This window comes from Microbacterium schleiferi, assembly GCF_020781975.1.
Classification (GTDB): domain Bacteria; phylum Actinomycetota; class Actinomycetes; order Actinomycetales; family Microbacteriaceae; genus Microbacterium.
In genome coordinates this window covers 147,904-173,916 of the sequence record NZ_JAJGNI010000002.1, presented here as the reverse complement: position 1 = coordinate 173,916, position 26,013 = coordinate 147,904, and the positions used below count along the sequence as shown (strand labels likewise).

At 65.9% G+C, this 26,013-nt stretch carries 36 protein-coding genes; all 36 read left to right on the top strand.

The features are described from left to right. Positions 1-74: 74 nt before the first annotated feature. A complete protein-coding gene (locus tag LL236_RS03120) occupies positions 75-692 on the top strand; it encodes a hypothetical protein (protein ID WP_228177333.1) in 618 nt (205 codons plus the stop codon). A gap of 133 nt (positions 693-825) precedes the next feature. Beyond that, entirely contained in the window at positions 826-1,746 is a 921-nt protein-coding gene (locus tag LL236_RS03115; protein WP_228177332.1) for an ABC transporter, read from the top strand. Positions 1,747-1,793: 47 nt separating this feature from the next. Further along, a complete protein-coding gene (locus tag LL236_RS03110; protein ID WP_228177331.1) occupies positions 1,794-2,252 on the top strand; it encodes a hypothetical protein in 459 nt (152 codons plus the stop codon). Positions 2,253-2,319: 67 nt separating this feature from the next. After that, on the top strand, positions 2,320-2,976 hold the full coding sequence (locus LL236_RS03105; RefSeq protein WP_228177330.1) for a spermidine/putrescine ABC transporter substrate-binding protein: 657 nt from the start codon (positions 2,320-2,322) through the stop codon (positions 2,974-2,976). Between the two features lie 57 nt (positions 2,977-3,033). Further along, positions 3,034-4,551: a DUF5684 domain-containing protein gene (locus tag LL236_RS03100; RefSeq protein ID WP_228177329.1), complete on the top strand. Its 1,518-nt coding sequence runs from the start codon at positions 3,034-3,036 to the stop codon at positions 4,549-4,551. A 258-nt stretch (positions 4,552-4,809) separates the two neighbouring features. Then, on the top strand, positions 4,810-5,178 hold the full coding sequence (gene rpsL / locus LL236_RS03095; RefSeq protein WP_013584051.1) for a 30S ribosomal protein S12: 369 nt from the start codon (positions 4,810-4,812) through the stop codon (positions 5,176-5,178). Between the two features lie 5 nt (positions 5,179-5,183). Beyond that, the gene (rpsG, locus tag LL236_RS03090) at positions 5,184-5,654 is read left to right on the top strand and encodes a 30S ribosomal protein S7 (RefSeq protein WP_228177328.1); all 471 of its coding nucleotides are present in this window, start codon (positions 5,184-5,186) and stop codon (positions 5,652-5,654) included. 83 nt (positions 5,655-5,737) lie between these two features. After that, positions 5,738-7,852 carry an elongation factor G gene (gene fusA, locus LL236_RS03085; protein ID WP_228177327.1) on the top strand — a complete coding sequence of 705 codons (2,115 nt, stop codon included), beginning with the start codon at positions 5,738-5,740 and terminating at the stop codon, positions 7,850-7,852. Between the two features lie 161 nt (positions 7,853-8,013). Next, positions 8,014-9,207: an elongation factor Tu gene (tuf, locus tag LL236_RS03080; protein WP_195692931.1), complete on the top strand. Its 1,194-nt coding sequence runs from the start codon at positions 8,014-8,016 to the stop codon at positions 9,205-9,207. A gap of 293 nt (positions 9,208-9,500) precedes the next feature. After that, positions 9,501-9,989, top strand: coding sequence for an LPXTG cell wall anchor domain-containing protein (locus LL236_RS03075; protein WP_228177326.1), 489 nt, complete (start codon positions 9,501-9,503; stop codon positions 9,987-9,989). Positions 9,990-10,322: 333 nt separating this feature from the next. Next, positions 10,323-11,297, top strand: coding sequence for a hypothetical protein (locus LL236_RS03070; protein WP_228177325.1), 975 nt, complete (start codon positions 10,323-10,325; stop codon positions 11,295-11,297). A gap of 516 nt (positions 11,298-11,813) precedes the next feature. Continuing rightward, positions 11,814-12,122 carry a 30S ribosomal protein S10 gene (rpsJ, locus tag LL236_RS03065; protein WP_013584016.1) on the top strand — a complete coding sequence of 103 codons (309 nt, stop codon included), beginning with the start codon at positions 11,814-11,816 and terminating at the stop codon, positions 12,120-12,122. A gap of 11 nt (positions 12,123-12,133) precedes the next feature. After that, positions 12,134-12,793 (top strand): 50S ribosomal protein L3, encoded by a 660-nt coding sequence (rplC, locus tag LL236_RS03060; protein ID WP_228177324.1) that lies wholly within the window; start codon positions 12,134-12,136, stop codon positions 12,791-12,793. Positions 12,794-12,795: 2 nt separating this feature from the next. Then, positions 12,796-13,458 carry a 50S ribosomal protein L4 gene (gene rplD, locus LL236_RS03055; protein WP_228177323.1) on the top strand — a complete coding sequence of 221 codons (663 nt, stop codon included), beginning with the start codon at positions 12,796-12,798 and terminating at the stop codon, positions 13,456-13,458. Next, the gene (gene rplW / locus LL236_RS03050) at positions 13,455-13,754 is read left to right on the top strand and encodes a 50S ribosomal protein L23 (protein ID WP_195692935.1); all 300 of its coding nucleotides are present in this window, start codon (positions 13,455-13,457) and stop codon (positions 13,752-13,754) included. The genes rplD and rplW overlap by 4 nt, the downstream gene beginning before the upstream one ends. A gap of 24 nt (positions 13,755-13,778) precedes the next feature. Next, entirely contained in the window at positions 13,779-14,618 is an 840-nt protein-coding gene (gene rplB / locus LL236_RS03045) for a 50S ribosomal protein L2 (protein WP_228177322.1), read from the top strand. A 13-nt stretch (positions 14,619-14,631) separates the two neighbouring features. Then, a complete protein-coding gene (rpsS, locus tag LL236_RS03040; protein WP_194423760.1) occupies positions 14,632-14,913 on the top strand; it encodes a 30S ribosomal protein S19 in 282 nt (93 codons plus the stop codon). A 25-nt stretch (positions 14,914-14,938) separates the two neighbouring features. Next, positions 14,939-15,334, top strand: coding sequence for a 50S ribosomal protein L22 (rplV, locus tag LL236_RS03035; protein WP_228177321.1), 396 nt, complete (start codon positions 14,939-14,941; stop codon positions 15,332-15,334). After that, positions 15,334-16,092 carry a 30S ribosomal protein S3 gene (rpsC, locus tag LL236_RS03030; protein ID WP_195692938.1) on the top strand — a complete coding sequence of 253 codons (759 nt, stop codon included), beginning with the start codon at positions 15,334-15,336 and terminating at the stop codon, positions 16,090-16,092. The genes rplV and rpsC overlap by 1 nt, the downstream gene beginning before the upstream one ends. Further along, on the top strand, positions 16,092-16,511 hold the full coding sequence (gene rplP / locus LL236_RS03025; RefSeq protein WP_195692939.1) for a 50S ribosomal protein L16: 420 nt from the start codon (positions 16,092-16,094) through the stop codon (positions 16,509-16,511). The genes rpsC and rplP overlap by 1 nt, the downstream gene beginning before the upstream one ends. Further along, on the top strand, positions 16,511-16,822 hold the full coding sequence (gene rpmC, locus LL236_RS03020) for a 50S ribosomal protein L29 (protein ID WP_228177320.1): 312 nt from the start codon (positions 16,511-16,513) through the stop codon (positions 16,820-16,822). Before rplP ends, rpmC begins: the two co-directional genes overlap by 1 nt. Further along, on the top strand, positions 16,822-17,241 hold the full coding sequence (gene rpsQ, locus LL236_RS14975) for a 30S ribosomal protein S17 (protein WP_228177319.1): 420 nt from the start codon (positions 16,822-16,824) through the stop codon (positions 17,239-17,241). Before rpmC ends, rpsQ begins: the two co-directional genes overlap by 1 nt. A 4-nt stretch (positions 17,242-17,245) precedes the next feature. After that, entirely contained in the window at positions 17,246-17,614 is a 369-nt protein-coding gene (gene rplN, locus LL236_RS03010; protein ID WP_228177318.1) for a 50S ribosomal protein L14, read from the top strand. Between the two features lie 2 nt (positions 17,615-17,616). After that, the gene (rplX, locus tag LL236_RS03005; protein ID WP_228177317.1) at positions 17,617-17,976 is read left to right on the top strand and encodes a 50S ribosomal protein L24; all 360 of its coding nucleotides are present in this window, start codon (positions 17,617-17,619) and stop codon (positions 17,974-17,976) included. After that, the gene (gene rplE, locus LL236_RS03000; protein WP_228177316.1) at positions 17,976-18,566 is read left to right on the top strand and encodes a 50S ribosomal protein L5; all 591 of its coding nucleotides are present in this window, start codon (positions 17,976-17,978) and stop codon (positions 18,564-18,566) included. The genes rplX and rplE overlap by 1 nt, the downstream gene beginning before the upstream one ends. A gap of 96 nt (positions 18,567-18,662) precedes the next feature. Next, a complete protein-coding gene (gene rpsH, locus LL236_RS02995) occupies positions 18,663-19,061 on the top strand; it encodes a 30S ribosomal protein S8 (protein ID WP_179430951.1) in 399 nt (132 codons plus the stop codon). 6 nt (positions 19,062-19,067) lie between these two features. Then, positions 19,068-19,604: a 50S ribosomal protein L6 gene (gene rplF / locus LL236_RS02990; RefSeq protein ID WP_228177315.1), complete on the top strand. Its 537-nt coding sequence runs from the start codon at positions 19,068-19,070 to the stop codon at positions 19,602-19,604. Positions 19,605-19,606: 2 nt separating this feature from the next. Then, entirely contained in the window at positions 19,607-19,966 is a 360-nt protein-coding gene (rplR, locus tag LL236_RS02985) for a 50S ribosomal protein L18 (RefSeq protein ID WP_228177314.1), read from the top strand. A 17-nt stretch (positions 19,967-19,983) separates the two neighbouring features. Beyond that, positions 19,984-20,673, top strand: a complete 690-nt coding sequence (rpsE, locus tag LL236_RS02980) for a 30S ribosomal protein S5 (RefSeq protein ID WP_374197998.1) — start codon at positions 19,984-19,986, stop codon at positions 20,671-20,673. Beyond that, positions 20,673-20,858 (top strand): 50S ribosomal protein L30, encoded by a 186-nt coding sequence (gene rpmD, locus LL236_RS02975; RefSeq protein ID WP_023954062.1) that lies wholly within the window; start codon positions 20,673-20,675, stop codon positions 20,856-20,858. Before rpsE ends, rpmD begins: the two co-directional genes overlap by 1 nt. Further along, positions 20,858-21,553: a 50S ribosomal protein L15 gene (gene rplO / locus LL236_RS02970; RefSeq protein ID WP_228177313.1), complete on the top strand. Its 696-nt coding sequence runs from the start codon at positions 20,858-20,860 to the stop codon at positions 21,551-21,553. The genes rpmD and rplO overlap by 1 nt, the downstream gene beginning before the upstream one ends. 100 nt (positions 21,554-21,653) lie before the next feature. After that, entirely contained in the window at positions 21,654-22,976 is a 1,323-nt protein-coding gene (secY, locus tag LL236_RS02965) for a preprotein translocase subunit SecY (RefSeq protein ID WP_228177312.1), read from the top strand. After that, positions 22,973-23,578: an adenylate kinase gene (locus LL236_RS02960; RefSeq protein WP_228177311.1), complete on the top strand. Its 606-nt coding sequence runs from the start codon at positions 22,973-22,975 to the stop codon at positions 23,576-23,578. Before secY ends, LL236_RS02960 begins: the two co-directional genes overlap by 4 nt. A gap of 9 nt (positions 23,579-23,587) precedes the next feature. After that, on the top strand, positions 23,588-24,430 hold the full coding sequence (gene map / locus LL236_RS02955) for a type I methionyl aminopeptidase (protein WP_228177310.1): 843 nt from the start codon (positions 23,588-23,590) through the stop codon (positions 24,428-24,430). Between the two features lie 52 nt (positions 24,431-24,482). Beyond that, positions 24,483-25,163 (top strand): DsbA family protein, encoded by a 681-nt coding sequence (locus LL236_RS02950; protein ID WP_228177309.1) that lies wholly within the window; start codon positions 24,483-24,485, stop codon positions 25,161-25,163. Between the two features lie 70 nt (positions 25,164-25,233). Further along, positions 25,234-25,908 carry a DsbA family protein gene (locus LL236_RS02945; RefSeq protein ID WP_228177308.1) on the top strand — a complete coding sequence of 225 codons (675 nt, stop codon included), beginning with the start codon at positions 25,234-25,236 and terminating at the stop codon, positions 25,906-25,908. Positions 25,909-26,013: the final 105 nt, after the last annotated feature.

The window sequence follows — 26,013 nt, the reverse complement described above, 5'->3', positions numbered from 1 at the left end:
TTTTCCGGGCGTCGCGAGCGGTTCCGACCGGCTCGAACGGTGTCGGCGTCGTACGGTTGCTGGCGGAGGTCACCATGGCTCGCGTTCCCGGTCGCGACAACCGCATCGCTGTCCCCGCGATGGTGCTGTCTCTGGCGATTGTCGGGGCGCTCGTCTGGTTCGCCGTCCCCGCCATGCCGCTGGTTATGGCGTGGGCGGGAGGTGCAGCGGGCAACGCCGTCACCATGCTCGCCGCGACCCCGACGCCGCACACTGTCGTCGCCGAAGGGCTGGACGTCGCCGAGACCGACTGCCGCGAGCTGTACCCGAACGACCTGTGGAACGAGCTCACCTGGACATCCGATGCGATTCTGAGTCAGTCCACGGCGGGACCGGCAACGGCGATGTCTGACCTCGTCGCGGCCCTGGCGCCCACCGCAGCCCGGACCTGCACGTGGACCACCAGCGCAGGGCAGGCCGTCGTCACGACCTTTGCGACTGTGTCAGCGGATGCCGCGGGGATGGCAGAGGCTTCCCTGCGCGGTCAAGGCTTCGCCTGCGCGACGACGGAGGGCACGCTGGAATGTTCGTCGACGACGGATGCCGGCACCGAACATCAAGCTGTGCACGGCCCGCTCTGGGTGACGACCATCTCGAGCGCGTGGTACCCGGAGGACTACGACCACCGCATCGCGATCCATCTCTGGCAGTGATGTCAGCGAGTTGGGGGTGGCTCAGCGGTGTCGCCGAGAATCCATATCGGCATCCGCACGGCCTCGTTCCGCGGATCTGAACCCGGGTCGGGGTATTCTGCGAGCCGAGGATCTACCTCGGGAGGAGTTTCGCATGAGTGACGACAAGCCCACGCCCGGCGAGCCCGTGGAGGAACCGGTCGGCGAGCCCGTCGCCGAGGAGCCGCCCGTCGATGACGTTGTCGGCAGCGCGCGCGAGAGCCTCGCGGATGCCGAAGCCGCTGGGTCGGCAACGCCCGAGGCTGATGCACCTCCCGCCGAGCCCGTGGTCGTTGAACCCGTCGTGGTCGAGCCTGTGGCAGAGCCGACGAGCGTCGAACCCGAGGCCGAGCCCGTTGTTGTCGAATCCGCGCCAGCGGAGGCGGCAGCCCCCACCGAAGCATACGAGGCCACCGTTGTCGCACCCGTGGTGACGGCGAGCGAGCCGGGCGTGGGACCCTACGGTGCGCAGCCGATCTTCGTTCAGGCGCCTGAGGCTCCGCGTCCTCGCGGCAACCGTGCCGCTGCGGGCGCGATCGGCCTGCTCGCGGCGCTCTCGTTCGGAGTTCTCTACCTCGCCGTCTGGGTCGGTCTTGGCCTCATCGACGGATCCGTGACCGTGGGCAGCATCGGCACCGCGCTGCTTGCGGCGCTGGGGACCTGGGCCCTGTGGGTGCCGGTCGTTGTGTTCTTCGTCGCGTTCTGGTTGCTTGGTGCGATCATCAACCGCGGCCGCTGGGCGGCGTGGGTGATCTTCGGTCTCATCGTCGGGGTCGCGGCCTACGGGGGGCACCTGCTGGGGCAGCTGTTCCAGGCGCCGTTCTGGAACCTCACGGCCGCGGAGGGCGCAGAGCTGGTCGAAGGCCAGCTGTTGGCTCCGTTGGCTATCGCTGCCTTCATCATCGGCCGTGAGCTCACGATCTGGTTCGGTTCGTGGGTTGCCGCGCGCGGCAAGCGGATGACCGAGCTCAACGTCGAGGCGCGCCGTGAGTATGAGCGCACTCTCGAGGCGGGTCCGCAGCTGCACCAGTACTAAGGCGCGGTGGGAGCACCCGTGACGGTGGCTCGGAGCGCGTCCAGCTCATGAGCCGGTCGCGGAGGGCAGCAGCAACGGCGGCGGGAGCCGTGCTGTTCGCGGCGGTGCTCATCGCAGCGTTCGGTATCGTCAGCCTGCTCCTGGACGAGGACGTCATCGTCACGCCGGGCCTGGGTCAGGCGCCGGGCATCATCGCCGTCGGCGCTTCGCTCGCGGCGGTGGCGGCGACGATCTGGGCGCGGATGCTGTCCCCAGGCATCTGGGGAACGCTGTTGTGGAGCGGCCTTGCCGGCTTCCTCGGTTACCTCGCGGGGCTGGGCGCGGCATCCGTGTTCGCGTCGGGGGATGTCGCCCGTGCGCTCTCCGCCGTCGGGCGCGCAGCAACCACTTGGCCGGGTCTGGTCGTGATCGCAGCGGCGATCCTGGCAGCGGCGATGGCTCTGGCAGTCGTGCGCGGCGCCGATGAAAACGCCCGGTGGCCGTGGGAACGAGAGGACGACGAGTGAGCGCCTCGACACGCGCAGTCTGCGACGGAGCCTCGGCGGACGAGGGCTCCGGCGCTACCGTAGAGGTGTGGAGCGCTCGCTCGAGACGGAGGTGAGCCAGGCAGTCGATGCCTGGCTGCGCTGGCTTCCGCGCTGGGAACCCGCGACCCACCGCGGGCGGGTGGCGCCGTGTCGACGGTGCTTCGGGTCACCAATCCTGTCGGCGGCGGGTCTTGGCTCCGATGTGCCGCACGGTGTGCAGCACGGCCTGTCGACCCGCATCAAGACGATCGTCGACCATGCGGTTGCCGATTACACGGCACAGAACCTCCCGATGCTGCAGGCGGAACTCGATCAGCAGGCTGCCCGTAACCGCGCCCGCAGCTACCGGCCGGCAGAAGGCCTTGAACCCGAGTTCGAGGGTCTGCCGCTGGACCCTGATCCGGTTCCCGGTGCTCCGTTCCTGTTCACGATCTCGGGTCTTGCCGACGAGGCGGACGCCGATGTTCCGGCGCTTCCGCCCCTGAGCCCCGAGGCGAAGGCGGCGCTGCGCCAAGAGGTCGGGCTGGCCGACGACTATGCCAACATGATCGGGCGGGATGTCTGCACGATCCTGCTCCATCATCGACTGCGCATCCAACAGGGAGTCAGCCAGTACGTCGAGCCGCAGATCACGGCGATGCTCGACGATCTCGCCCGGTCGCTGGACGCGCCCTTCGATCCTCGTGACGCCGTCGGGGAGTGATGGCTCTACGGTGACCGGACGCGTCGTCGCGCATGGCTGCGGCCTAGGGTGGATGCCATGACCGACGGCACAGCGATGAATCAGGCGCTGATTCTGTTGATCCCCGTCTCGGTGACGATGATCGCCCTGTACGTCTGGTGCGCCCTCGCACTCGGGGCTGTCTTCGCGAAGTCGGGTGAGCCGCGTTGGAAAGCGTGGGTCCCGTTCCTGAACATCGCAGCGTTGCTCGTTCTGGGAGGCATTCCGGGATGGTGGGTCCTGCTGCTGGTGGTCCCGGGGTTCGGCGCTGTCGCTGTCTGGGTTCTCATGATCGTCGCCGCGCATCGCATCGGACTCTCCTTCGGGTATGGGGGAGGGATGACGGTGCTGGCGGCTCTGCTGCTGCCCGTGTGGGCGACGGTGCTCGGTTTCGGATCAGCGCGCTGGATCGGACGGGAAGGCCGCCGCCGTCGTGGCACGGCAGCCGATGCTGGAGTGTTCGGTGCCTCCGACGCTGGCGGGGGGAGAGCGGCGTCAGCGCCACCGCCTCCACCAGCCCCGCCTGCCGTCTCCCCGTTCGCCCCACCGCCCCTCGAGCCTTCTGCGCCCGTGGAATACGCTGACTCGCGATCGCATGCGGAGGAGTCCCGCGCCGACGACGACGGATGGGACCTGCTCTCCGCGTTCGCCGAGGCCGAGCAGAGTCCGCCGGCATTGGTGCCTCCCGTCGCGCCGGCTGCGTCGCCGTCGGCAGAGGTGCCCGAGGAGGCACGGCAGGTGCCGGCATCCAATACGCGGGAGCCGGCGCCATCCGCTCCCGACGAGCCGGCAGCACGGGACGAACCCGCTGCTGCCCCTGAACCCGCCGCTGCCCCCGAACCGTTCGCGCCGCCCGCGCGTGCTGCGCGACCTCCCGAGACCGGTGCTACGGGCCTGGCGCCGGCGGCCGACGCGGATGCCCCCGGCCGCGTGCCGGCGGGTGAGCCGATCGATGATGTGACGGATGCCGTTCCCGGCGCACCGGCGCCGGTTTCGGCGGTCAGCGGTCGGTCGCCCTATGAGGACGCGCCCCTGTTCCCGCCGGTTGCCGACGGCGAACACTGGGCGACGGGGCCGGACGCAGAGCCCTTCCCCGAGACCTCGGGTGCAGTTTCGGCGATCGTCGGTTCCCCGGTGGCGGGATCGCCGCGAATGGCGCGATCGGCGGTGTCATCATCCGCTGACGCCGACGGTGACTTCGACGCGACGCTGCTGGCCCACCGCAATCGTCAGCGGTGGTCGCTCGTGACGGCGGCGGGCGACGAGTTCGAGTTGCGCGCGCAGGTCGTCATCCTCGGGCGGCGCCCGTCACCCGACCCTGCTCACTCGGGCGCGCAGCTCGTGGCACTCGATGACGTCACGGTCTCCAAGACACACGCTCGGTTGGAGTTGCGCGGCGAACAGTGGCACGTCGTCGATCTCGGGTCCACGAACGGCGTCGTTGTGATTTCGGTCACGGGGAGCGAGCTCGAACTCGCTGCCGGAGGGGAAGCTCCGGCCGGGGAACGGATGCTGCTCGGCGACCTTGAGTTGCGACTGGTCCGCGCGTCGCGTTGACAGCAGGGTCGAGAATGTTCTGCGTTTGACCGACCTCCGAAAACCCGCGTATCATTGATCGGGTGTGCGCCTGCGCGCCACTTGTGCTGCGCCTCGGTGTATCGCAAGGCAAGCGCGGTCCGCACATCAGGGAACGGCCTGCGAACAGGCCACCCCCACGGCATATCCACCACACGACTCGCGACAGACTTCTGGCGCGCCGGTGGATCTGTGGTGAAACCACGAGCTGTCACCGTGCAGCACAACCAAGGAGAAAACGTGCCAACCATTCAGCAGTTGGTTCGAAAGGGACGGTCGCCCAAGGTCAGCAAGACCAAGGCCCCCGCACTGAAGTCGAACCCGCAGCAGGCCGGGGTCTGCACCCGCGTCTACACCACCACCCCCAAGAAGCCGAACTCGGCGATGCGCAAGGTCGCTCGTGTGAAGCTGCGTAACGGCACCGAGGTGACCGCCTACATCCCCGGCGAGGGCCACAACCTGCAGGAGCACTCGCTCGTGCTGGTGCGCGGCGGCCGTGTGAAGGACCTTCCCGGTGTGCGCTACAAGATCGTCCGCGGCGCCCTGGACACCCAGGCTGTCAAGAACCGCAAGCAGGCCCGTAGTCGCTACGGCGCGAAGAAGGGCTGAGAAAAATGCCTCGTAAGGGTCCCGCCCCCAAGCGCCCCGTCGTCAACGACCCGGTCTACGGCGCTCCGATCGTCACCCAGCTGGTCAACAAGATCCTCGTCGACGGCAAGAAGTCGCTCGCCGAGTCGATCGTGTACGGCGCTCTGTCGGGTGTCGAGTCCAAGAACGGCCAGGACGCTGTTGCCACCCTCAAGAAGGCGCTCGACAACGTGCGCCCCACCCTCGAGGTCAAGAGCCGCCGCGTCGGTGGTTCCACCTACCAGGTTCCCGTTGAGGTCAAGCCGCACCGTGCGAACACCCTCGCGCTGCGCTGGCTTGTCAGCTACGCGAAGGGTCGTCGTGAGAAGACGATGACCGAGCGCCTGCAGAACGAAATCCTGGATGCCTCGAACGGCCTCGGTGCCGCGGTCAAGCGCCGCGAAGACACCCACAAGATGGCCGAGTCGAACCGCGCATTCGCCCACTACCGCTGGTAACACCCCTCCGCCGTTCCCGCAGGCCACGAACCTGCGGGAACGGCAGAGTCCGCGACATCCCTCACCACACGTAAGGACATCCCGTGGCACAAGAAGTGCTCACCGACCTGAACAAGGTCCGCAACATCGGCATCATGGCTCACATCGACGCCGGCAAGACGACGACGACCGAGCGCATCCTCTTCTACACGGGTGTCAACCACAAGATCGGTGAAACTCACGACGGCGCTGCCACCACCGACTGGATGGAGCAGGAGCAGGAGCGCGGGATCACGATCACCTCCGCGGCAGTCACCTGCTTCTGGGAGGGCAACCAGATCAACATCATCGACACGCCGGGTCACGTCGACTTCACCGTCGAGGTGGAGCGCTCGCTGCGCGTCCTCGATGGCGCAGTCGCCGTCTTCGACGGCAAGGAGGGCGTTGAGCCCCAGTCCGAGACGGTGTGGCGTCAGGCCGACAAGTACAACGTCCCCCGCATCTGCTTCGTCAACAAGATGGACAAGCTCGGCGCGGACTTCTACTTCACCGTCGACACGATCGTCAGCCGCCTCAAGGCCAAGCCGCTCGTGCTGCAGATCCCGATCGGGGTCGAGAACGACTTCGTCGGTGTCATCGACCTCATCTACAAGCGTGCGCTGGTGTGGCCCGGTGACGCCAAGGGTGACGTGACGATGGGCGCGAAGTACGAGATCCAGGAGATCCCGGCCGACCTCGTCGAGAAGGCCGAGGAGTACCGCGCGAAGCTGCTCGAGGCCGTCGCCGAGACCGACGACGAGCTGCTCGAGAAGTACTTCGGTGGCGAGGAGCTCACCCCCGAAGAGATCAAGGGTGCTGTTCGCAAGCTCACGATCGCCGGTGAGGCCTACCCGGTGCTCTGTGGTTCCGCGTTCAAGAACCGCGGTGTGCAGCCGATGCTCGACGCTGTCGTGGACTACCTCCCCTCGCCCCTGGACGTCCCCTCGATCGAGGCCCACGACCCCAAGGACGAAGAGAAGATCATCGAGCGTCACGCCGACCGCGAGGAGCCGTTCGCTGCTCTCGCGTTCAAGGTCGTTTCGCACCCGTTCTTCGGACGCCTGACCTACATCCGCGTGTACTCCGGTCACCTCGACTCCGGTTCTGCCGTCGTCAACTCGACGAAGGGCAAGAAGGAGCGCGTCGGGAAGATCTTCCAGATGCACGCGAACAAGGAGAACCCGGTCGAGTCGGTCACCGCTGGTCACATCTACGCGGTCATCGGCCTGAAGGACACGACGACCGGTGACACCCTGTCGGATGCCGACAACCAGGTCGTCCTCGAGTCGATGACGTTCCCGGAGCCGGTTATCGAGGTCGCCATCGAGCCCAAGACGAAGGCCGACCAGGAGAAGCTGGGTCTCGCGATCCAGAAGCTCGCCGAAGAGGACCCCACGTTCCGCGTCGAGCAGAACTCGGAGACGGGTCAGACCGTCATCAAGGGGATGGGGGAGCTTCACCTCGACATCCTCGTTGACCGCATGAAGCGCGAGTTCAAGGTCGAGGCCAACGTCGGCAAGCCGCAGGTGGCCTACCGCGAGACGATCCGCAAGGCCGTCGAGCGTCACGACTACACGCACAAGAAGCAGACCGGTGGATCGGGTCAGTTCGCGAAGATCCAGTTTGCGCTCGAGCCCCTCGAGGTCACTGCCGAGAAGATCTACGAGTTCGAGAACAAGGTCACCGGTGGCCGCATCCCGCGCGAGTACATCGAGCCCACCAACCAGGGCTTCCAGGACGCGATGAACGTCGGTGTCCTGGCCGGCTACCCCATGGTCGGCATCAAGGCGATCCTGAACGACGGCGCGTCGCACGACGTCGACTCGTCGGAAATGGCGTTCAAGATCGCCGGTTCGATGGGCTTCAAGGAGGCCGTCCGCAAGGCGAACCCCGTCATCCTCGAGCCGCTCATGGCGGTCGAGGTGCGTACTCCCGAGGAGTACATGGGTGACGTCATCGGTGACCTGAACTCCCGTCGCGGCCAGATCCAGTCCATGGAGGATGCCGCGGGCGTCAAGGTCGTCCGTGCCCTGGTTCCCCTGTCGGAGATGTTCGGCTACATCGGCGACCTGCGCTCGAAGACCTCGGGCCGCGCGGTCTACTCGATGGAGTTCGACAGCTACGCGGAGGTCCCCAAGGCCGTCGCCGACGAAATCGTCCAGAAGAACAAGGGCGAGTGATCGCCCACGGATGCCGCGCCCGCGGCATCCGGTTCTTCGGGGTTACAACTTCACACCAGAAACACACACACCCTCTCGCCTAGACTGAGAGACATCCCCGTAGAGTGCCGGTCGCAATCCAGCGCCCGGAGCTTCTACATGACCGTCCTGAGGAGGACCCAGTGGCTAAGGCCAAGTTCGAGCGGACCAAGCCGCACGTGAACATCGGAACGATCGGTCACGTTGACCACGGCAAGACGACGCTCACCGCGGCGATCTCGAAGGTGCTCGCCGACAAGTACCCGTCGGCCACCAACGTGCAGCGTGACTTCGCGTCGATCGACTCGGCTCCCGAGGAGCGTCAGCGCGGTATCACGATCAACATCTCGCACGTCGAGTACGAGACCCCGAAGCGTCACTACGCACACGTTGACGCCCCGGGTCACGCTGACTACATCAAGAACATGATCACCGGTGCTGCCCAGATGGACGGCGCGATCCTCGTGGTCGCCGCCACCGACGGCCCGATGGCTCAGACCCGTGAGCACGTTCTGCTCGCCAAGCAGGTCGGTGTTCCTTACCTGCTCGTTGCGCTGAACAAGGCTGACATGGTCGACGACGAGGAGATCCTGGAGCTCGTCGAGCTCGAGGTCCGCGAGCTGCTCTCGAGCCAGGACTTCGACGGTGACAACGCTCCCGTCATCCGTGTCTCGGGCCTGAAGGCTCTCGAGGGTGACGAGCAGTGGGTCAACTCGATCGTCGAGCTCATGGAGGCCGTCGACGAGTCCATCCCCGACCCGGTGCGTGACAAGGACAAGCCGTTCCTCATGCCCATCGAGGACGTCTTCACCATCACCGGTCGTGGCACCGTCGTCACGGGCCGCGCCGAGCGTGGCACTCTCGCGATCAACTCCGAGGTCGAGATCGTCGGCATCCGCCCGACGCAGAAGACCACGGTTACCGGTATCGAGATGTTCCACAAGCAGCTCGACGAGGCGTGGGCCGGCGAGAACTGTGGTCTGCTTCTTCGCGGCACCAAGCGCGAGGACGTGGAGCGCGGCCAGGTCGTCGTGAAGCCCGGTTCGGTTACCCCTCACACCAACTTCGAGGGCACGGCGTACATCCTGTCCAAGGACGAGGGTGGCCGTCACAACCCGTTCTTCACGAACTACCGCCCGCAGTTCTACTTCCGCACCACCGACGTGACCGGCGTCATCACGCTGCCCGAGGGCACCGAGATGGTCATGCCCGGTGACACCACCGACATGACGGTCGAGCTGATCCAGCCCATCGCCATGGAAGAGGGCCTCGGCTTTGCGATCCGTGAGGGTGGCCGCACCGTCGGCGCCGGCACGGTCACGAAGATCCTGAAGTAATCTTCGGAATCTCTCGACAGGGGTCGCTCGCGTCATGCGGGCGGCCCCTGTCGTCATACTGGAAACCCCCTGCTTCGGGGGTTGTGTCTCGGGGAGCACTTTGTTTCGAACCGGTGAACATTGCGTCCCGTTTCACGGCTCCGATTGTGGTATTCGCGAAACTGTGGGTAGCCTGGGAACAACTCGGGGAGGACGAGGGCTGTTCCAGGCAGCGATGGCCTCCGCGCAAAACGCCCCCCACGCCGCATGTCGGCAATAAACCAAACAGACTTTTTCTACGTCGGGGAGACACTATGAAGAGCCTACGTACCAAGATCGCGGCGGTCGCAATCGCTATCGTCGCTCTCGTTGCCGCACCTACGGCAGCGATGGCCTACACGCCCGTTGGGCCGTCCGGCGCGACGACAACGATTCCGGCCGGCGGGTCGGCGACGTTCCTGTTCGACTTCAGCGGCACCGGCACCGTCACCTACACCCTGACCGGTGAGGGCGTCGGGCCGGGCAGCCTCGCCATGGTGAAGGCTGCGCCGACCTCTACCCAGGTTTCCAAGGCCGTGGGCGAGACCGTCACCGTCACGCTTCCGTCGAACGCCACGGGGACCTACACGCTTGTCGGCACGCTCGGCAGCGAGTCCATCACCCTCACGATCAACGCGACGCTCGCCACGACAGGTTTCGACGCGAGCTCGATGCTCGGCGTCTGGATCGGTGGCGGCGTACTGCTGCTCGGCGGTGTGCTCGTCACGGTCTTCGCGGCTCGCCGCGAGCGTCAGGACGCCTAACCGCAAAGCTTTGCCCAAGAAGCCCCCGCACTTCGGTGTGGGGGCTTCCTGCATCCCCATCACTTTCCCGCGAGTTGTCCTTCGCTGACGCGAGTTGTCCCTGGCTGACGCGAGTTGTCCCTGGCTGACGCCAGTTGTCCTTTGCTGACGCGAGTTGTCCTTTGCTGACGCGAGTTGTCCCTCGCTGACGCGAGTTGTCCCTGGCTGACCGGCCCGAGTAGGTCGACGAGCCGTCCCCGATCAGCTCCTCCCCACCTGCAGCCCCAGCGGCAATACTTCTCGCGCGTGGCGCACTCCCGCGCGAGTGGGTAACGACGGTGCACCGTGGATGCCATGACTCGTCGCCGTCCACCAGCGCAGCTGTTCAGCCTCTCGGATACGGACATCGGGCTGCCGCGTCGCGGGGTGGCAGGGAAGCGCCTCGCTTCCCTGCGTCCTGGCGCGCTCGTCCTGGCTTCCGATTGGGATGCCGTCTACGCGGAAGAGCGCCTTCGTTTGCGCGCGCTGGCCGTCGACGGCCGTCGACGTACGCGATCGGGAGCTTGGTCACACGCCACCGCTGCTGCTCTTCACGGGCTTCCGCTCTACCGGACCGGCACGAATCGGGTTTCGATGACCCTGTTCGGTGAACATCCGCGCCGGAACGGATCCGACGTGACGTGGCACTTCGCGCCGCTCGACGAGAGCGAGATCGTTGAGCGGGAGGGGATGCGCGTCACGAGTCTCGATCGAACTGTCTATGACGTCATCCGCACGGAGTCGTTAGAAACCGCCGTGGCTTGCTTCGATGCGGCGCTCCGGCTGGCCGGGTGGGATGAGACAACGAACGAATATGACCACGCCGCCGCCGAGGAATGCCGCGCCCTCGTCCGCGCTCGTGTCTTCGCCAACCCGGGCGCCCGCGGCATCATCCAGGCGCGATTCGTCACGCGCTTTGCGGACGGACGTGCCCAACTTCCGGGCGAGAGCGTGAGCAGGCTCTGGATGGCTCAGCTCGGCATCCGCAAACCCGAACTGCAATACCGGGTGGCACTGGGCGGTGGGAAGTACGCGTTGCTCGACTTCGCGTGGCCGGATGCCGGGCTCTGGTGCGAGTTCGACGGTGAGGTGAAGTACAGCGATGGCGACATCCTGCGGGGCCGTCACCGCGACGACGTTCTTGCTGCGCAGGCGGAGCGTGAGCGCAAGATTCGAGCGGCGACCGGATGGCAGCCATACCGGTGGGGCTTCGAACAGATGCAGTGCTTCGACGAGTTCGTGGAGTATCTGCGGGAGATCCGGCTCTACCCGGCACTTCGCGCAGAGTGACAGCGCGGCTGACTCAAGGACAACTCGCCTGGGTGAGTGACAACTCGGCTGAGCGAAGGACAACTCGGCCGGGGGAGGGACAACTCGGCTGGGGGAGGGACAACTCGGCTGGGAAGGTTTCGAGCTCACGGATCGAATCCGGCGCGAGTTTGCGACACGCCCGGGATGCACGTAGACTGTTCAGGTTCCACATTCCGGTGCGCACTGCTGTGCGCCTGGATCACTGCCAGGGCAGTGCATAGAACGCGCGGAAGCGCAGAGTCTAGGCCGCGGGCAGCAGAACACGTTTCCCACACAGCATCCCTGCTTGCCAGGGTGACACGCGTGCGTGTCGTGCGGGACCGGATGCGCGAGCGTCCGGGTTGACATCAGAACAGCGGTGCAGCATCCGCAACATGCATCCCCATGCAGCGGAGTGAAGTGCCACGGCGTGCAAGCGCCACGGTGCGTCCAATGCCCGTGCCCCGAACCGATCGGGGTTCAGAGGTAAGACGCGAGAAAGAGAGTGAGCAGACAATGGCGGGACAGAAGATCCGCATTCGCCTGAAGTCGTACGACCACGCGGGGCTTGACAGCTCGGCGCGCAAGATCGTCGACACCGTGACCCGAGCGGGCGCGACGGTCGTAGGACCCGTGCCGCTTCCGACCGAGAAGAACGTCGTGTGCGTCATCCGGTCGCCCCACAAGTACAAGGACAGCCGCGAGCACTTCGAGATGCGCACCCACAAGCGTCTGATCGACATCATCGACCCGACGCCCAAGGCCGTCGACTCGCTGATGCGCCTTGACCTGCCGGCCGACGTCAACATCGAGATCAAGCTCTGAGGACCTCGACCATGGCACACATCAACGAAAAGGTTTCCAAGGGCCTGCTGGGCACCAAGCTCGGCATGACCCAGGTCTGGGACGAGAACGGCAAGCTCGTTCCCGTCACGGTCATCGAGGTGGCCCCCAACGTGGTCACCCAGGTTCGCACGCCCGAGAAGGACGGCTACAACGCCGTGCAGATCGCGTACGGCCAGATCGACCCCCGCAAGGTGAACAAGCCGCTCTCGGCTCACTTCGAGGCCGCCGGCGTCACCCCGCGCCGCCACCTCGCCGAGGTGCGCACGGCGGATGCTGCTGACTACTCACTCGGTCAGGAGCTCACCGTCGACGGCGTGTTCGAGGCGGGCCAGCTCGTCGACGTCGTCGGCACGAGCAAGGGCAAGGGCACCGCGGGTGTCATGAAGCGTCACAACTTCAAGGGCGTCTCGGCCTCGCACGGTGCGCACCGTAACCACCGCAAGCCCGGTTCGATCGGCGCCTCCTCGACCCCCAGCCGCGTGTTCAAGGGCATGCGGATGGCAGGTCGCATGGGTGGCGATCGTGTCACCGTGCTCAACCTCACCGTCCACGCAGTCGACGCCGAGAAGGGTCTGCTGCTCGTCAAGGGCGCTGTCCCCGGTGCGCGTGGTCGCATCGTCTACGTCCGCAACGCAGTGAAGGGTGCCTGATCATGGCTGACTCGACTCTCGCGCTCGACGTCCACAAGGCTGACGGCAAGAAGGCCGGCTCGGTTGAGCTGCCCGCCGCCCTGTTCGACGTCAAGACGAACATTCCGCTCATCCACCAGGTCGTCGTTGCGCAGCGCGCCGCGGCTCGCCAGGGAACACACTCGACCAAGCGTCGCGGTGAGGTCTCGGGTGCCGGTCGCAAGCCCTTCAAGCAGAAGGGCACGGGTAACGCCCGTCAGGGTTCGATCCGCGCGCCGCACATGACCGGTGGTGGCATCGTCCACGGCCCCAAGCCCCGCGACTACGGCCAGCGCACGCCCAAGAAGATGATCGCCGCCGCGCTCCTCGGTGCGCTGAGCGATCGCGCTCGCGGTGACCGCCTGCACATCGTCGACTCGTTCGGCATCGAAGGCGCTCCGTCCACGAAGGCTGCTGTCGCGGTCCTCGGCAACCTCGCCCCGGCGAAGAACGTGCTCGTGGTCGTCACCCGCGACGACGAGACCAGCATCCTGAGCGTCCGCAACCTCGCGTACGTGCACGTGCTCTACGTCGACCAGCTCAACGCCTACGACGTGCTCGTCTCGGACGACATCGTCTTCACCAAGGCTGCCTACGACGCGTTCGTCGCGTCGAAGACCGTCTCCACCCAGGAGGTCTCCGCATGACCGCTGTCAACAAGGACCCGCGCGACATCATCCTGAAGCCGGTCGTCTCCGAGAAGAGCTACTCGCTCATCGACGAGGGCAAGTACACGTTCCTCGTGGACCCGCGTGCGACCAAGACCGAGATCAAGCTCGCGATCGAGAAGATCTTCGGCGTCAAGGTGGCGTCGGTCAACACGATCAACCGCGTCGGCAAGGCCCGTCGCACCCGTTTCGGCATGGGCAAGCGCAAGGACACCAAGCGCGCCATCGTCACGCTGAAGTCGGGCTCCATCGACATCTTCACGGCAGTCGGCTGACAGTCGGGATAGAGGACTAGAGACATGGCAATTCGCAAGTACAAGCCCACGACCCCCGGTCGCCGCGGCTCGTCGGTGGCGGACTTCGCTGAGATCACCCGATCGACGCCCGAGAAGTCGCTCCTTCGTCCCATCGCGAAGACCGGTGGCCGCAACAACCAGGGCCGCATCACCACGCGTCACATCGGTGGCGGACACAAGCGTCAGTACCGCGTGATCGACTTCCGTCGTAACGACAAGGACGGCATCAACGCCAAGGTCGCGCACATCGAGTACGACCCCAACCGCACCGCGCGCATCGCGCTGCTGCACTACGTCGACGGCGAGAAGCGTTACATCCTCGCTCCGAACAAGCTGCAGCAGGGTGACATCGTGGAGTCGGGCGCCTCGGCCGACATCAAGCCCGGCAACAACCTGCCCCTGCGCAACATCCCGACCGGTACCGTCGTGCACGCCATCGAGCTGCGCCCCGGCGGCGGCGCGAAGATGGCCCGCTCGGCAGGAGCAGCGGTTCGCCTTGTCGCCAAGGACGGCCCGTACGCGCAGCTTCGTCTGCCCTCGGGTGAGATCCGCAACGTCGACGCACGCTGCCGCGCAACCATCGGCGAGGTCGGCAACGCCGAACAGTCGAACATCAACTGGGGTAAGGCCGGCCGCAAGCGCTGGAAGGGCGTGCGCCCGACCGTCCGCGGTGTCGCGATGAACCCGGTCGACCACCCGCACGGTGGTGGTGAGGGCAAGACCTCTGGTGGTCGTCACCCCGTGAGCCCGTGGGGTCAGGCGGAGGGCCGTACGCGCCACGCCAACAAGGAAAGCGACAAGCTCATCGTCCGCCGCCGCACGGCCGGCAAGAAGCGCAAGTAGGTAGGAACAGAAGATGCCACGCAGTCTCAAGAAGGGCCCCTTCGTCGACGAGCACCTGCTTCGCAAGGTCGTCTCCCAGAACGAATCGGGTTCGAAGAACGTCATCAAGACCTGGTCGCGCCGCTCGATGATCATCCCGGCCATGCTCGGGCACACCATCGCCGTGCACGACGGTCGCAAGCACATCCCTGTGTTCGTGACCGAAACCATGGTCGGCCACAAGCTGGGCGAGTTCGCGCCCACCCGCACCTTCCGCGGCCACGAGAAGGACGACAAGAAGGGCCGCCGCCGCTGACGCGGGGGCGCAAGAGGAGAGAGAAATGGTGGAGTCCATCGCACGCGTGCGACACATCCGCGTGACCCCTCAGAAGGCTCGTCGTGTCGTCGCGCTCATCAAGGGCAAGCAGGCCGAAGAGGCCCTTGCAATCCTGAAGTTCGCGCCGCAGGGTGCGAGCGAGCCGATCTACAAGCTGGTCGCTTCGGCCATCGCGAACGCTCGCGTGAAGGCCGACAACGAGGGCACCTACTTCGACGAGGGTGCGCTGTTCGTCAAGAACGCGTACGTCGATGAGGGAACGACGCTCAAGCGGTTCCAGCCGCGCGCGCAGGGTCGTGCATTCCAGATCAAGAAGCGCACCAGCCACATCACGGTTGTCCTCGCGACCCCCGAGGTTGCTGAGACCGCGCCCGCTACCCAGAAGAAGGCGAGCAAGTAATGGGACAGAAAGTCAACCCGTACGGCTTCCGCCTGGGCATCACCACCGACCACGTGTCGCGGTGGTTCTCGGATTCGACCAAGCCGGGTCAGCGCTACGCGGACTACGTGGCCGAGGACATCAAGATCCGTCGACTGCTGAAGACGCAGCTCGACCGTGCCGGTGTCAGCAACATCGAGATCGAGCGCACGCGTGACCGCGTCCGCGTCGACATCCACACCGCCCGCCCGGGCATCGTGATCGGTCGCCGTGGCGCCGAGGCCGAGCGCATCCGCGCCGACCTCGAGAAGCTCACCGGCAAGCAGATCCAGCTGAACATCCTCGAGGTCAAGAACCCCGAGGCCGACGCTCAGCTGGTCGCTCAGGGCATCGCCGAGCAGCTGTCTGCTCGTGTCGCATTCCGTCGCGCCATGCGTAAGGGTCTGCAGGGCGCGCAGCGTGCCGGCGCCAAGGGTGTCCGGATCCAGGTCTCGGGTCGCCTCGGCGGCGCGGAGATGAGCCGGTCGGAGTTCTACCGTGAAGGTCGTGTGCCCCTGCACACCCTGCGCGCGAACATCGACTACGGCTTCTACGAGGCCAAGACCACCTTCGGCCGCATCGGCGTGAAGGTCTGGATCTACAAGGGCGACCTCACCAACAAGGAACTGGCCCGCGAGCAGGCGAACCAGAAGCCCGCGCGCGAGCGTGGTGACCGTCGTGGCCCCCGTCGCGACAACCGCGCCGCTGAGGCCCCGGTCGCAGAAGGAGCGTCGGCATAATGCTCATCCCCCGCAAGGTCAAGTACCGCAAGCAGCACCACCCGGGTCGCGATGGCCAGGCCACCGGTGGCACGAAGGTGTCGTTCGGTGAGTTCGGCATCCAGGCCCTGACCCCCGCTTACGTGACCAACCGTCAGATCGAGTCCGCTCGTATCGCGATGACCCGTCACATCAAGCGTGGTGGAAAGGTGTGGATCAACATCTACCCCGACCGTCCGCTGACCAAGAAGCCTGCCGAAACCCGCATGGGTTCGGGTAAGGGTTCGCCGGAGTGGTGGGTCGCAAACGTCAAGCCGGGTCGCGTCCTGTTCGAGGTCGCCGGCGTCAACGAGCAGCTCGCTCGTGAGGCCCTGACCCGTGCCATCCACAAGCTGCCCCTGAAGGCACGCATCATCAAGCGCGAGGAGGGCGACGCGTAATGGCGATCGGCACCAAGACGCTCGCCCCGAGCGAGCTCGACACGTTCGAAGACCAGCGCCTGGTCGAGGAGCTGCGCAAGGCCAAGGAAGAGCTGTTCAACCTGCGCTTCCAGTCGGCCACCGGCCAGCTCGACAGCCACGGCCGCATCCGTGCGGTCAAGCGCGACATCGCGCGGCTGTACACCGTCATCCGCGAGCGCGAGCTCGGCATCCGTGCCACGCCCGCTCCCGTCGAGAAGGCGACCAAGGCTCGCAAGACGAAGGCCGCGAAGTCGGATGACGACGCCGCCGCCAAGGAGGAGGCTGAGTGATGGCCACCACAGAGAACACCACTGAGAAGGCTCCGGCCAAGAAGGCTCCCGCCAAGAAGGCTCCGGCCAAGAAGGCTCCGGCCAAGAAGGCTGCCGAGGAGGCCGTTGTCGAGGCTCCGGTCGAGGCCGGCCACGAGCACTCCGAGCACGACGTTCGTGACCCCAACGCCCGCGGTTACCGCAAGTCTCGCCGTGGCTATGTCGTCTCGGACAAGATGGACAAGACGATCGTCGTCGAGGTCGAGGACCGCGTGAAGCACCCCCTCTACGGCAAGGTCATCCGCCGGACCTCGAAGGTGAAGGCGCACGACGAGGCGAACACCGCGGGTGTCGGCGACCTGGTCGTCATCAACGAGACCCGTCCGCTGAGCGCGACCAAGCGCTGGCGTCTGGTCGAGATCCTCGAGAAGGCGAAGTGATCTCATGATTCAGAACGAATCCCGCCTCAAGGTGGCGGACAACACTGGCGCGAAGGAGCTGCTGACCATTCGTGTGCTGGGCGGCTCGAACCGTCGCTACGCGGGTCTCGGCGACATCATCGTGGCAACCGTCAAGGACGCGATCCCCGGCGGCAACGTCAAGAAGGGCGATGTCGTCAAGGCAGTTATCGTGCGCACCGTCAAGCAGACCCGTCGTCCCGACGGCTCCTACATCAAGTTCGACGAGAACGCCGCCGTCATCCTGAAGAACGACGGGGAGCCCCGCGGCACCCGCATCTTCGGGCCGGTCGGCCGTGAGCTTCGTGACAAGAAGTTCATGAAGATCGTCTCGCTGGCCCCGGAGGTCATCTGATCATGGCGAACATCAAAAAGGGCGACCTGGTTCAGGTCATCTCGGGCCCGACGCCCGAGCGCGGCGGTGACCGCGGCAAGCAGGGCAAGGTCCTCGAGGTCCTTGTCGAGCAGGACCGCGTGATCGTCGAGGGCGTGAACTACGTCACCAAGCACGTGCGCGTTGGCCAGACCCAGCGCGGCACCAAGACCGGCGGGCTCGAGACGATCGAGGCGCCCATCCACATCTCCAACGTCCAGGTCGTGGACCCCGAGACGAAGAAGCCGACCCGTGTCGGCCACCGTGTCGAGGAGCAGGTCAAGGACGGCGTCAAGCGCACGGTTCGCGTGCGCTATGCGAAGAAGTCAGGTAAGGACCTCTGATGAGCACCACCACTGCTGCGCCCGCTGGCAAAATCCAGCCGCGCCTGAAGCAGAAGTACAACGGCGAGATCAAGAAGGCGCTGCAGGACGAGTTCGGCTACGCGAACGTCATGCAGATTCCTGGCCTGGTCAAGGTCGTCGTGAACACCGGTGTCGGCGAGGCAGCTCGCGACAGCAAGGTGATCGATGGTGCGGTCGACGACCTCACCAAGATCACCGGTCAGAAGCCGGTCGTCACGAAGGCTCGCAAGTCGATCGCGCAGTTCAAGCTGCGTGAGGGTCAGGCCATCGGCGCGCACGTCACCCTTCGCGGTGACCGTGCGTGGGAGTTCATCGACCGCCTCGTGAGCCTGGCACTGCCCCGCATCCGTGACTTCCGCGGCCTGTCGGACAAGCAGTTCGACGGCAACGGCAACTACACCTTCGGTGTGCAGGAGCAGTCGATCTTCCACGAGATCAACCAGGACAAGATCGACCGCGTCCGCGGGTTCGACATCACGATCGTGACGTCGGCGAAGACGGATGCCGAAGGTCGCGCTCTGCTGCGTCACCTCGGCTTCCCGTTCCGCGGTACCGAGCAGCAGGCCTGATCCACTCTTGATGTCCCGGGACCTCCGGGGCATCACCACCACAGGTCGGCGTCCGCGTAACGGGCGTCGAAACCTGGTGAACGAAAGAAGAACCCCATGACCATGACAGACCCGGTCGCAGATATGCTGACCCGGCTGCGCAACGCGAACTCGGCGCATCACGACTCCGTGTCGCTGCCGAGCTCCAAGCTCAAGACCCACATCGCCGAGATCCTCAAGCAAGAGGGTTACATCTCGGACTGGTCGGTCGAGGATGCCCGCGTGGGCCAGACCCTGACCATGACCCTCAAGTACGGCCCGAACCGGGAGCGATCGATCGCGGGCATCAAGCGCGTGTCGAAGCCCGGCCTTCGCGTGTACGCAAAGTCGACCGAGATCCCCACGGTTCTCGGCGGACTGGGTGTTGCGATCCTGTCCACCTCCTCCGGTCTTCTCACCGACCGTCAGGCCGAGCAGAAGGGCGTGGGTGGGGAAGTCCTCGCCTACGTGTGGTGATCTGACATGTCGCGTATTGGACGTCTTCCCATCGACATCCCCGCTGGCGTGACCATTACGGTCGAGGGCCAGGATGTCGCCGTCAAGGGCCCGAAGGGTGAGCTGTCGCTGACCGTCGCGCGCCCCATCGAGGTCAAGGTCGAAGAGGGCCAGGTGCTCGTCACCCGTCCCGACGACGAGCGCGAGTCGCGGTCGCTTCACGGCCTGACCCGCACCCTGATCAACAACAACATCATCGGCGTGACCCAGGGCTACACCAAGGGCCTCGAGGTCGTCGGCACCGGTTACCGCGTTGCCCAGAAGGGCAGCTCGATCGAGTTCGCCCTCGGCTTCTCGCACCCCGTGCTCGTCGACCCGCCCAGCGGGATCAGCTTCACGGTCGAGGGCAACAACAAGGTCACCGTGAGCGGCATCGACAAGCAGGCCGTCGGTGAGGTTGCTGCCAACATCCGAAAGATTCGCAAGCCGGAGCCCTACAAGGGCAAGGGCATCCGCTACGCCGGCGAGGTCGTGCGTCGCAAGGCCGGAAAGGCTGGTAAGTAACCATGAGCGTCAAGACGAAGTCCGACGCCCGCGCGCGTCGCCACACCCGTCTTCGCAAGAAGGTCGTCGGCACCACCGAGCGTCCGCGCCTGGTCGTCACCCGCTCTGCCCGTCACGTGTTCGTGCAGGTCGTGGACGACAGCAAGGGCCACACGCTGGCCTCGGCATCCACCCTCGAAACCGACCTGCGGTCGTTCGACGGTGACAAGACCGCCAAGGCCCGCAAGGTCGGCGAGCTCGTCGCTGAGCGTGCGAAGGCAGCCGGCGTCGCCGACGTCGTGTTCGACCGTGGCGGCAACCGCTACGCGGGGCGTGTCGCGGCTATCGCCGACGGCGCCCGCGAAGGAGGTCTGAACCTGTGAGCGAGAACAACAACCCCGTGGAGAACGACGTGACCACTGCCGAGGGCACCGAGCAGGCTGCCGATGCCACTGCGGCCGAGGGTACTGCTGCGACCACCGAGCGCGAGCGCGAGCCGCGTCGCGGTAGCCGCGAGCGCAACCCCAACCGTGACCGCAACTCGCGTGACCGTGGCGACAACCAGTTCCTGGAGCGTGTCGTCACCATCAACCGTGTGTCGAAGGTCGTGAAGGGTGGACGTCGCTTCAGCTTCACCGCCCTCGTGGTCGTCGGTGACGGCAACGGTGTGGTCGGCGTCGGCTACGGCAAGGCCCGTGAGGTTCCTCTGGCGATCTCGAAGGGCGTCGAGGAGGCCAAGCGCAACTTCTTCCGCGTGCCGCGCTCCGGATCCACCATCCCGCACCCCGTGCAGGGTGAGGCAGCAGCCGGCGTGGTGCTCCTGCGTCCTGCAGCTGCCGGTACCGGTGTTATCGCCGGTGGTCCGGTGCGTGCGGTGCTCGAGTGCGCCGGTATCCACGACGTGCTCTCGAAGTCGCTCGGCTCCTCGAACACGATCAACATCGTCCACGCGACGGTCGAGGCTCTTCAGCAGCTCGAGGAACCGCGTTCGGTTGCCGCGCGCCGTGGTCTTGACTTCGACCAGGTCGCGCCGGCCCGTCTCGTTCGTGCCGAAGCTGAGGCTACGGCCGCACAGAAGGTAGGTGCCTGATGGCTGCTCGGCTGAAGGTGACCCAGGTCAAGTCCAAGGTGAGTGAGAAGCAGAACCAGCGTGACACGCTGCGCTCGCTCGGTCTCAAGCGGATCGGCGACTCGGTCGTCCGTCCCGACGACGCGCAGACGCGCGGCTACGTCAAGACCGTCGCTCACCTCGTGAAGGTTGAGGAGATCGACTAATGGCAGACAACGAAAACGTCGAGGCTGCAGAAGCAGTAGCCGCGGCGCCCAAGAAGGCCCCGGCCCGCAAGGCTCCGGCCAAGGCTGCTGCCGACGCGCCCGCCGAGAAGAAGGCGCCTGCGCGCAAGGCTCCGGCCAAGGCCGCAGCTGACAGCGACGCCTCGGCCGAGAAGGCGGCTCCCGCCAAGAAGGCTCCGGCCAAGGCTGCAGCGAAGAAGGATGTCGCACCCGCGACCCGTCCCGGTGTGCTCAAGGTGCACCACCTTCGTCCGGTCCCCGGCGCCAACACGGCGAAGACTCGGGTGGGCCGCGGTGAGGGTTCGAAGGGTAAGACCGCAGGCCGCGGTACCAAGGGTACGAAGGCCCGCTACCAGGTCAAGGTCGGTTTCGAGGGTGGGCAGATGCCGCTGCACATGCGCACCCCGAAGCTCCGTGGCTTCAAGAACCCGTTCCGCGTGGAGTACCAGGTCGTGAACCTCTCGACGCTGGCTGAGCTCTACCCGAAGGGTGGAGAGGTCACCGTGAGTGACCTCGTGGCCAAGGGTGCAGTTCGCAAGAACGAGAAGGTCAAGGTCCTCGGAGACGGTGACATCTCGGTCAAGCTCACCGTGACCGTCGACAAGGTTTCGGGTTCGGCCGAGCAGAAGATCGTCGCAGCCGGCGGGTCGGTCGCGACCGCCGCCTCGGCAGAGTAGTACCTGGAAAGAGGGGCCGGAGATATCTCCGGCCCCTCTTTCGGTTAGCCTGGACGTTGGCGCGCCCGAGCGTGTCGGCATCCCCCTTGGAGGAATCCTCTTGTTCAGCGCCATCGCGCGGGTGTTCCGCACTCCCGACCTTCGTCGCAAGATCGGGTTCACCCTGGCCATCATCGCCCTGTATCGCTTCGGTGCGCACGTCCCGACGCCGTTCGTGGACTTCCCGAACGTACAGCAGTGTCTGCGGGACTCCACCGGCACTGAGGGTCTGCTCGCTCTCGTCAACCTGTTCTCCGGTGGTGCTCTGCTCCAGCTGTCGATCTTCGCGCTGGGCGTCATGCCCTACATCACCGCGACGATCATCGTGCAGCTGCTGCGCGTGGTCATCCCGCACTTCGAGGCGCTCTACAAGGAGGGGCAGGCGGGGCAGGCCAAGCTCACGCAGTACACCCGCTACCTGACGATCGCGCTCGCGCTCCTGCAGTCGACGACCCTGGTCACCGTTGCCCGCAGCGGTCAGCTGTTCGGAACGTCGAACGTGCCGGAGTGCCAGCAGCTGCTGACCAACGACGCGTGGTGGGCGCAGTTGCTCATGATCATCACGATGACCGCAGGTACCGGCCTCATCATGTGGTTCGCCGAGCTCGTCACCGAGCGCGGTATCGGCAACGGGATGTCGATCCTCATCTTCACTTCCATCGCTGCCGCCTTCCCGGCCTCGCTGTGGGCGATCTGGCAGTCGCGTGGGTTCGAGACGTTCTTGCTCGTCGTCGCCGTCGGCATCGTGGTCGTCGGCCTTGTGGTGTTCGTCGAACAGTCCCAGCGCCGCATCCCGGTGCAGTACGCCAAGCGGATGGTGGGCCGCCGCACCTATGGCGGAACCAACACGTACATCCCGATCAAGGTCAACATGGCCGGTGTTGTGCCCGTCATCTTCGCGTCGTCGCTGCTGTACATCCCGGCGCTCATCGCCCAGTTCAACCAGCCCGCCGCGGGGGAGACCGCCGCCCCGTGGGTCGTGTGGATCAGCAACAACCTCACCAACGGTGACAGCCCGATCTACATGATCGTGTACTTCCTGCTCATCGTCGGGTTCACCTACTTCTACGTCGCGATCACCTTCAACCCGGTTGAGGTCGCCGACAACATGAAGAAGTACGGCGGGTTCATCCCCGGCATCCGTGCGGGGCGCCCGACTGCCGAGTACCTCGACTACGTGCTCACGCGCATCACGCTTCCCGGTTCGATGTACCTGGGTCTGATCGCTCTGCTTCCGCTGTTCGCGCTGGCGCTGGTCGGCGCGAACCAGAACTTCCCGTTCGGCGGTGCCTCAATCCTGATCATCGTGGGTGTGGGTCTTGAGACCGTGAAGCAGATCGACGCACAGCTGCAGCAGCGACACTACGAAGGGCTCCTCCGATGACGCGCTCCGCCGACCTCCCCTCCGCTCGCCTCTTGATCGTCGGGCCGCAGGGCTCGGGCAAGGGCACGCAGGGGGTTCGCGTGGGCGAAGCGCTGTCGATTCCCGTGATCTCGACCGGGGACGTCTTCCGCGCCAACGTCAGCGCGGGAACCCCTCTCGGCCAACAGGTCAAGGCGATCATCGAAGCCGGCGACCTCGTGCCGGATTCGCTGACCAGCGAGATCGTGCGCGACCGTCTGACGCAGGATGACGCGAGCAACGGCTTCCTTCTCGACGGGTATCCGCGCAACCTCGGCCAGGTCGGCGACCTCGACGCGTTCCTCGAGAGCCGCGGCGAGTCGCTGGATGCCGTCATCGAGCTTTCCGTTCCGCGTGATGAGTCGATAGCGCGACTGACACAGCGCGCCATCGACCAGGGCCGGACCGATGACACCGAAGAGGTCATCGCCAACCGGCTCGCCATCTACGAGCGCGAGACAGCTCCCATCCTCGATGTGTATCGGGAGCGCGGGATCGTCGACGCGATCGACGGCGTCGGATCGCTCGACGAGATCGCAGACCGCATCGCCGCCGCCCTCGCGGCGCGCGGCATCACCGGCTGACCGGGCGTCGTGCTGCGTCGATCGATCTACAAGACCCCCGCTCAGCTGCGAGCGATGGTCGAGCCGGGGCTGATCACCGCCGCCGCCCTGGATGCGGTTCGTGCGCTCGCCGCGCCGGGAGTCACGACCCTCGAGCTTGATGCTGCGGCATCCGCCGTGATCACCGGTCGTGGGGCGCGTTCGAACTTCCAGCTCGTGCGCGGGTACCGCCACACGGTGTGTGCGTCGGTGAACGAGCAGGTCGTCCACGGCATTCCGGGTGACTACGTCTTACAGCCCGGTGACATCCTCTCGGTGGATGCCGGAGCCGAGTATCACGGGTGGAACGGGGACTCCGCGTTCACTGTCGTTCTGCCCGATCCGGAGCGGCCGGACCTCGTCGCTGCTCGGCAGCGGCTCTCCGATGTCACGCGAGGATCGCTGTGGGCCGGAGTCGCCGCCCTGGCATCGGCATCCCACGTCGGCGAGGTCGGCGCGGCGATCGAAGGATACGTCGAGGCGAACGCCCCCGAGGGCGGGTACGGCATCCTGCGCGACTACATCGGCCACGGCATCGGGCGCAAGATGCACGAGGCGCCGCCGGTGTTCAACTACCGAACCAGTGATCCGGGCGCCGAGGTGCGACCGGGGTTGGTGCTCGCCATCGAGCCGATGGTGGTCGCCGGCGATCAGGCGACGTTCGTCGAAGATGACGATTGGACAGTGTCGACCGTCGATGGCACAGACGGCTCACATTGGGAACATAGCGTTGCCGTGCACGATGGTGGTATCTGGGTGCTCACGGCACCCGATGGCGGCGCCGCGGAGCTTGCTCCGTTCGGTGTCATCCCGCAACCGATCGCAGGGGCCTGAGCGGCGCACGCTGGCAGGCCCGACGGACACACAGCATCCGGAGGAAGCAAACATGGCAGCTACCGCGAAGTCGAACAACTCTTTCGCGATCTGGGTCAGCGTCGCGGTCGTCGCGGTGCTGGTACTGGTCGGAGCTCTCGTCGTGTGGATGAACAACACGGCATCGGCTCCAGGGCCCGTTCCGGCTGCCGCGAACATCAACACCGAGACCGGTGGGATCGCGGTCGGCACCGGTTCGAACTCCGTCGACACCTACGTCGACTTCATGTGCCCCTACTGCAACCAGTTCGAGCAGGCCGAGGGCGAGACCATTCGGCAACTCATCGATGACGGGTCGATCACGCTGAACGTCCACCCGGTCTCGATCCTCGACCGGGTATCGCAGGGCACCCAGTACTCCACGAGGTCGGCCAGCGCCGCCTATTGCGTTGCGGAGTCGGATCCGGATGCGCTGCTGGACTTCATCACTGCCATGTACGCCCAGCAGCCGGCCGAGTCCTCGCCGGGACTGACCGACGACGAGATCGTTGCGATCGCTGAGGGCGCGGGAGCCACGAACTCCAGCTCCTGCATTACGGATGGCACGTACATGGACTTCGCAACCACGATGACGCAGAACCTGCCGACGAACCCTGCCACGGGCGGGGCGAGCACGCCGACGCTCGTCGTCAACGGAGAGTACGTGACGGTGACCTACGACCCGCAGACCGACATCGTCGCTCGCTTGAACTGAGCGCGAACAGGACCACGCCGCCGAGCGCCCGCAGCAATGGGCACAGACACAGCACCCGTAGGACGACACCATGGCAGCGCCTGCAAAGAAGAACAGCTATCTCGCCATCTGGATCAGCGTCGCGGTGGTTGCGGCACTCGTTCTGGTCGGCGCGCTCGTGGTGTGGATGAACAACACCGCTGCGGCTCCGGGTGCTGCACCCGAGGGGCCGGGCATCGACTCGTCGACCGGCGCGATCGCGGTGGGCAGCGGGCCTGACGAGGTCGATGTGTGGTTCGACTTCTACTGCCCTCACTGCCAGGACTTCGAGGACGTCTATGGCCCGACGCTGGATGAACTCGTCACCTCGGGCGACATCACCCTGAACCTGCATCCCGTTGCGTTGTCGGGACTGAACGCGGCATCCGGCACCGACTTCTCCGAGCGTTCGGCCAGCGCGCTCTATTGCGTCGCCACGCAGGACACTGACGCTGCTTTCGCGTTCACCCAGACGCTTCTGACTGCTGACGTCACCGGCGCGGGATGGACGGATGACGAACTCATCGCGCTGGCTGCCGACTCCGGGGTGACCGGGATCGACGAGTGCGTCACCCAGCGCACGTACGTCGACTTCGTCGACGCGCAGACCCGGGAGATCCCTGCGAGCCCTCAGGGCGGGCAGGGAACGCCGACGCTCGTGATCAACGGCGAGTACATCAGCCTCACCGGTGACGTAAACGCCGACATCGTCAACCGATTGAGCTAAGACCCCCTCACGCGCGACGCCCCCGCGGACTTCGGTCCCGGGGGCGTCGCGCGTGCCGTCGGTTGGCCGCGACGCGCCGGTTCGGCGGGGCGACTCCCCGTGACT

Bases quoted from the DNA above. Each gene is read 5' to 3' on its own strand.
- LL236_RS03120 (WP_228177333.1), top strand. From the start codon at position 75: ATGGCTCGCGTTCCCGGTCGCGACAACCGCATCGCTGTCCCCGCGATG.
- LL236_RS03115 (WP_228177332.1), top strand. From the start codon at position 826: ATGAGTGACGACAAGCCCACGCCCGGCGAGCCCGTGGAGGAACCGGTC.
- LL236_RS03110 (WP_228177331.1), top strand. From the start codon at position 1,794: ATGAGCCGGTCGCGGAGGGCAGCAGCAACGGCGGCGGGAGCCGTGCTG.
- LL236_RS03100 (WP_228177329.1), top strand. From the start codon at position 3,034: ATGACCGACGGCACAGCGATGAATCAGGCGCTGATTCTGTTGATCCCC.
- rpsG (WP_228177328.1), top strand. From the start codon at position 5,184: ATGCCTCGTAAGGGTCCCGCCCCCAAGCGCCCCGTCGTCAACGACCCG.
- LL236_RS03075 (WP_228177326.1), top strand. From the start codon at position 9,501: ATGAAGAGCCTACGTACCAAGATCGCGGCGGTCGCAATCGCTATCGTC.
- LL236_RS03070 (WP_228177325.1), top strand. From the start codon at position 10,323: ATGACTCGTCGCCGTCCACCAGCGCAGCTGTTCAGCCTCTCGGATACG.
- rpsJ (WP_013584016.1), top strand. From the start codon at position 11,814: ATGGCGGGACAGAAGATCCGCATTCGCCTGAAGTCGTACGACCACGCG.
- rplC (WP_228177324.1), top strand. From the start codon at position 12,134: ATGGCACACATCAACGAAAAGGTTTCCAAGGGCCTGCTGGGCACCAAG.
- rplD (WP_228177323.1), top strand. From the start codon at position 12,796: ATGGCTGACTCGACTCTCGCGCTCGACGTCCACAAGGCTGACGGCAAG.
- rplW (WP_195692935.1), top strand. From the start codon at position 13,455: ATGACCGCTGTCAACAAGGACCCGCGCGACATCATCCTGAAGCCGGTC.
- rplB (WP_228177322.1), top strand. From the start codon at position 13,779: ATGGCAATTCGCAAGTACAAGCCCACGACCCCCGGTCGCCGCGGCTCG.
- rpsS (WP_194423760.1), top strand. From the start codon at position 14,632: ATGCCACGCAGTCTCAAGAAGGGCCCCTTCGTCGACGAGCACCTGCTT.
- rplV (WP_228177321.1), top strand. From the start codon at position 14,939: ATGGTGGAGTCCATCGCACGCGTGCGACACATCCGCGTGACCCCTCAG.
- rpsC (WP_195692938.1), top strand. From the start codon at position 15,334: ATGGGACAGAAAGTCAACCCGTACGGCTTCCGCCTGGGCATCACCACC.
- rplP (WP_195692939.1), top strand. From the start codon at position 16,092: ATGCTCATCCCCCGCAAGGTCAAGTACCGCAAGCAGCACCACCCGGGT.
- rpmC (WP_228177320.1), top strand. From the start codon at position 16,511: ATGGCGATCGGCACCAAGACGCTCGCCCCGAGCGAGCTCGACACGTTC.
- rpsQ (WP_228177319.1), top strand. From the start codon at position 16,822: ATGGCCACCACAGAGAACACCACTGAGAAGGCTCCGGCCAAGAAGGCT.
- rplN (WP_228177318.1), top strand. From the start codon at position 17,246: ATGATTCAGAACGAATCCCGCCTCAAGGTGGCGGACAACACTGGCGCG.
- rplX (WP_228177317.1), top strand. From the start codon at position 17,617: ATGGCGAACATCAAAAAGGGCGACCTGGTTCAGGTCATCTCGGGCCCG.
- rplE (WP_228177316.1), top strand. From the start codon at position 17,976: ATGAGCACCACCACTGCTGCGCCCGCTGGCAAAATCCAGCCGCGCCTG.
- rpsH (WP_179430951.1), top strand. From the start codon at position 18,663: ATGACCATGACAGACCCGGTCGCAGATATGCTGACCCGGCTGCGCAAC.
- rplF (WP_228177315.1), top strand. From the start codon at position 19,068: ATGTCGCGTATTGGACGTCTTCCCATCGACATCCCCGCTGGCGTGACC.
- rplR (WP_228177314.1), top strand. From the start codon at position 19,607: ATGAGCGTCAAGACGAAGTCCGACGCCCGCGCGCGTCGCCACACCCGT.
- rpmD (WP_023954062.1), top strand. From the start codon at position 20,673: ATGGCTGCTCGGCTGAAGGTGACCCAGGTCAAGTCCAAGGTGAGTGAG.
- rplO (WP_228177313.1), top strand. From the start codon at position 20,858: ATGGCAGACAACGAAAACGTCGAGGCTGCAGAAGCAGTAGCCGCGGCG.
- LL236_RS02960 (WP_228177311.1), top strand. From the start codon at position 22,973: ATGACGCGCTCCGCCGACCTCCCCTCCGCTCGCCTCTTGATCGTCGGG.
- LL236_RS02950 (WP_228177309.1), top strand. From the start codon at position 24,483: ATGGCAGCTACCGCGAAGTCGAACAACTCTTTCGCGATCTGGGTCAGC.
- LL236_RS02945 (WP_228177308.1), top strand. From the start codon at position 25,234: ATGGCAGCGCCTGCAAAGAAGAACAGCTATCTCGCCATCTGGATCAGC.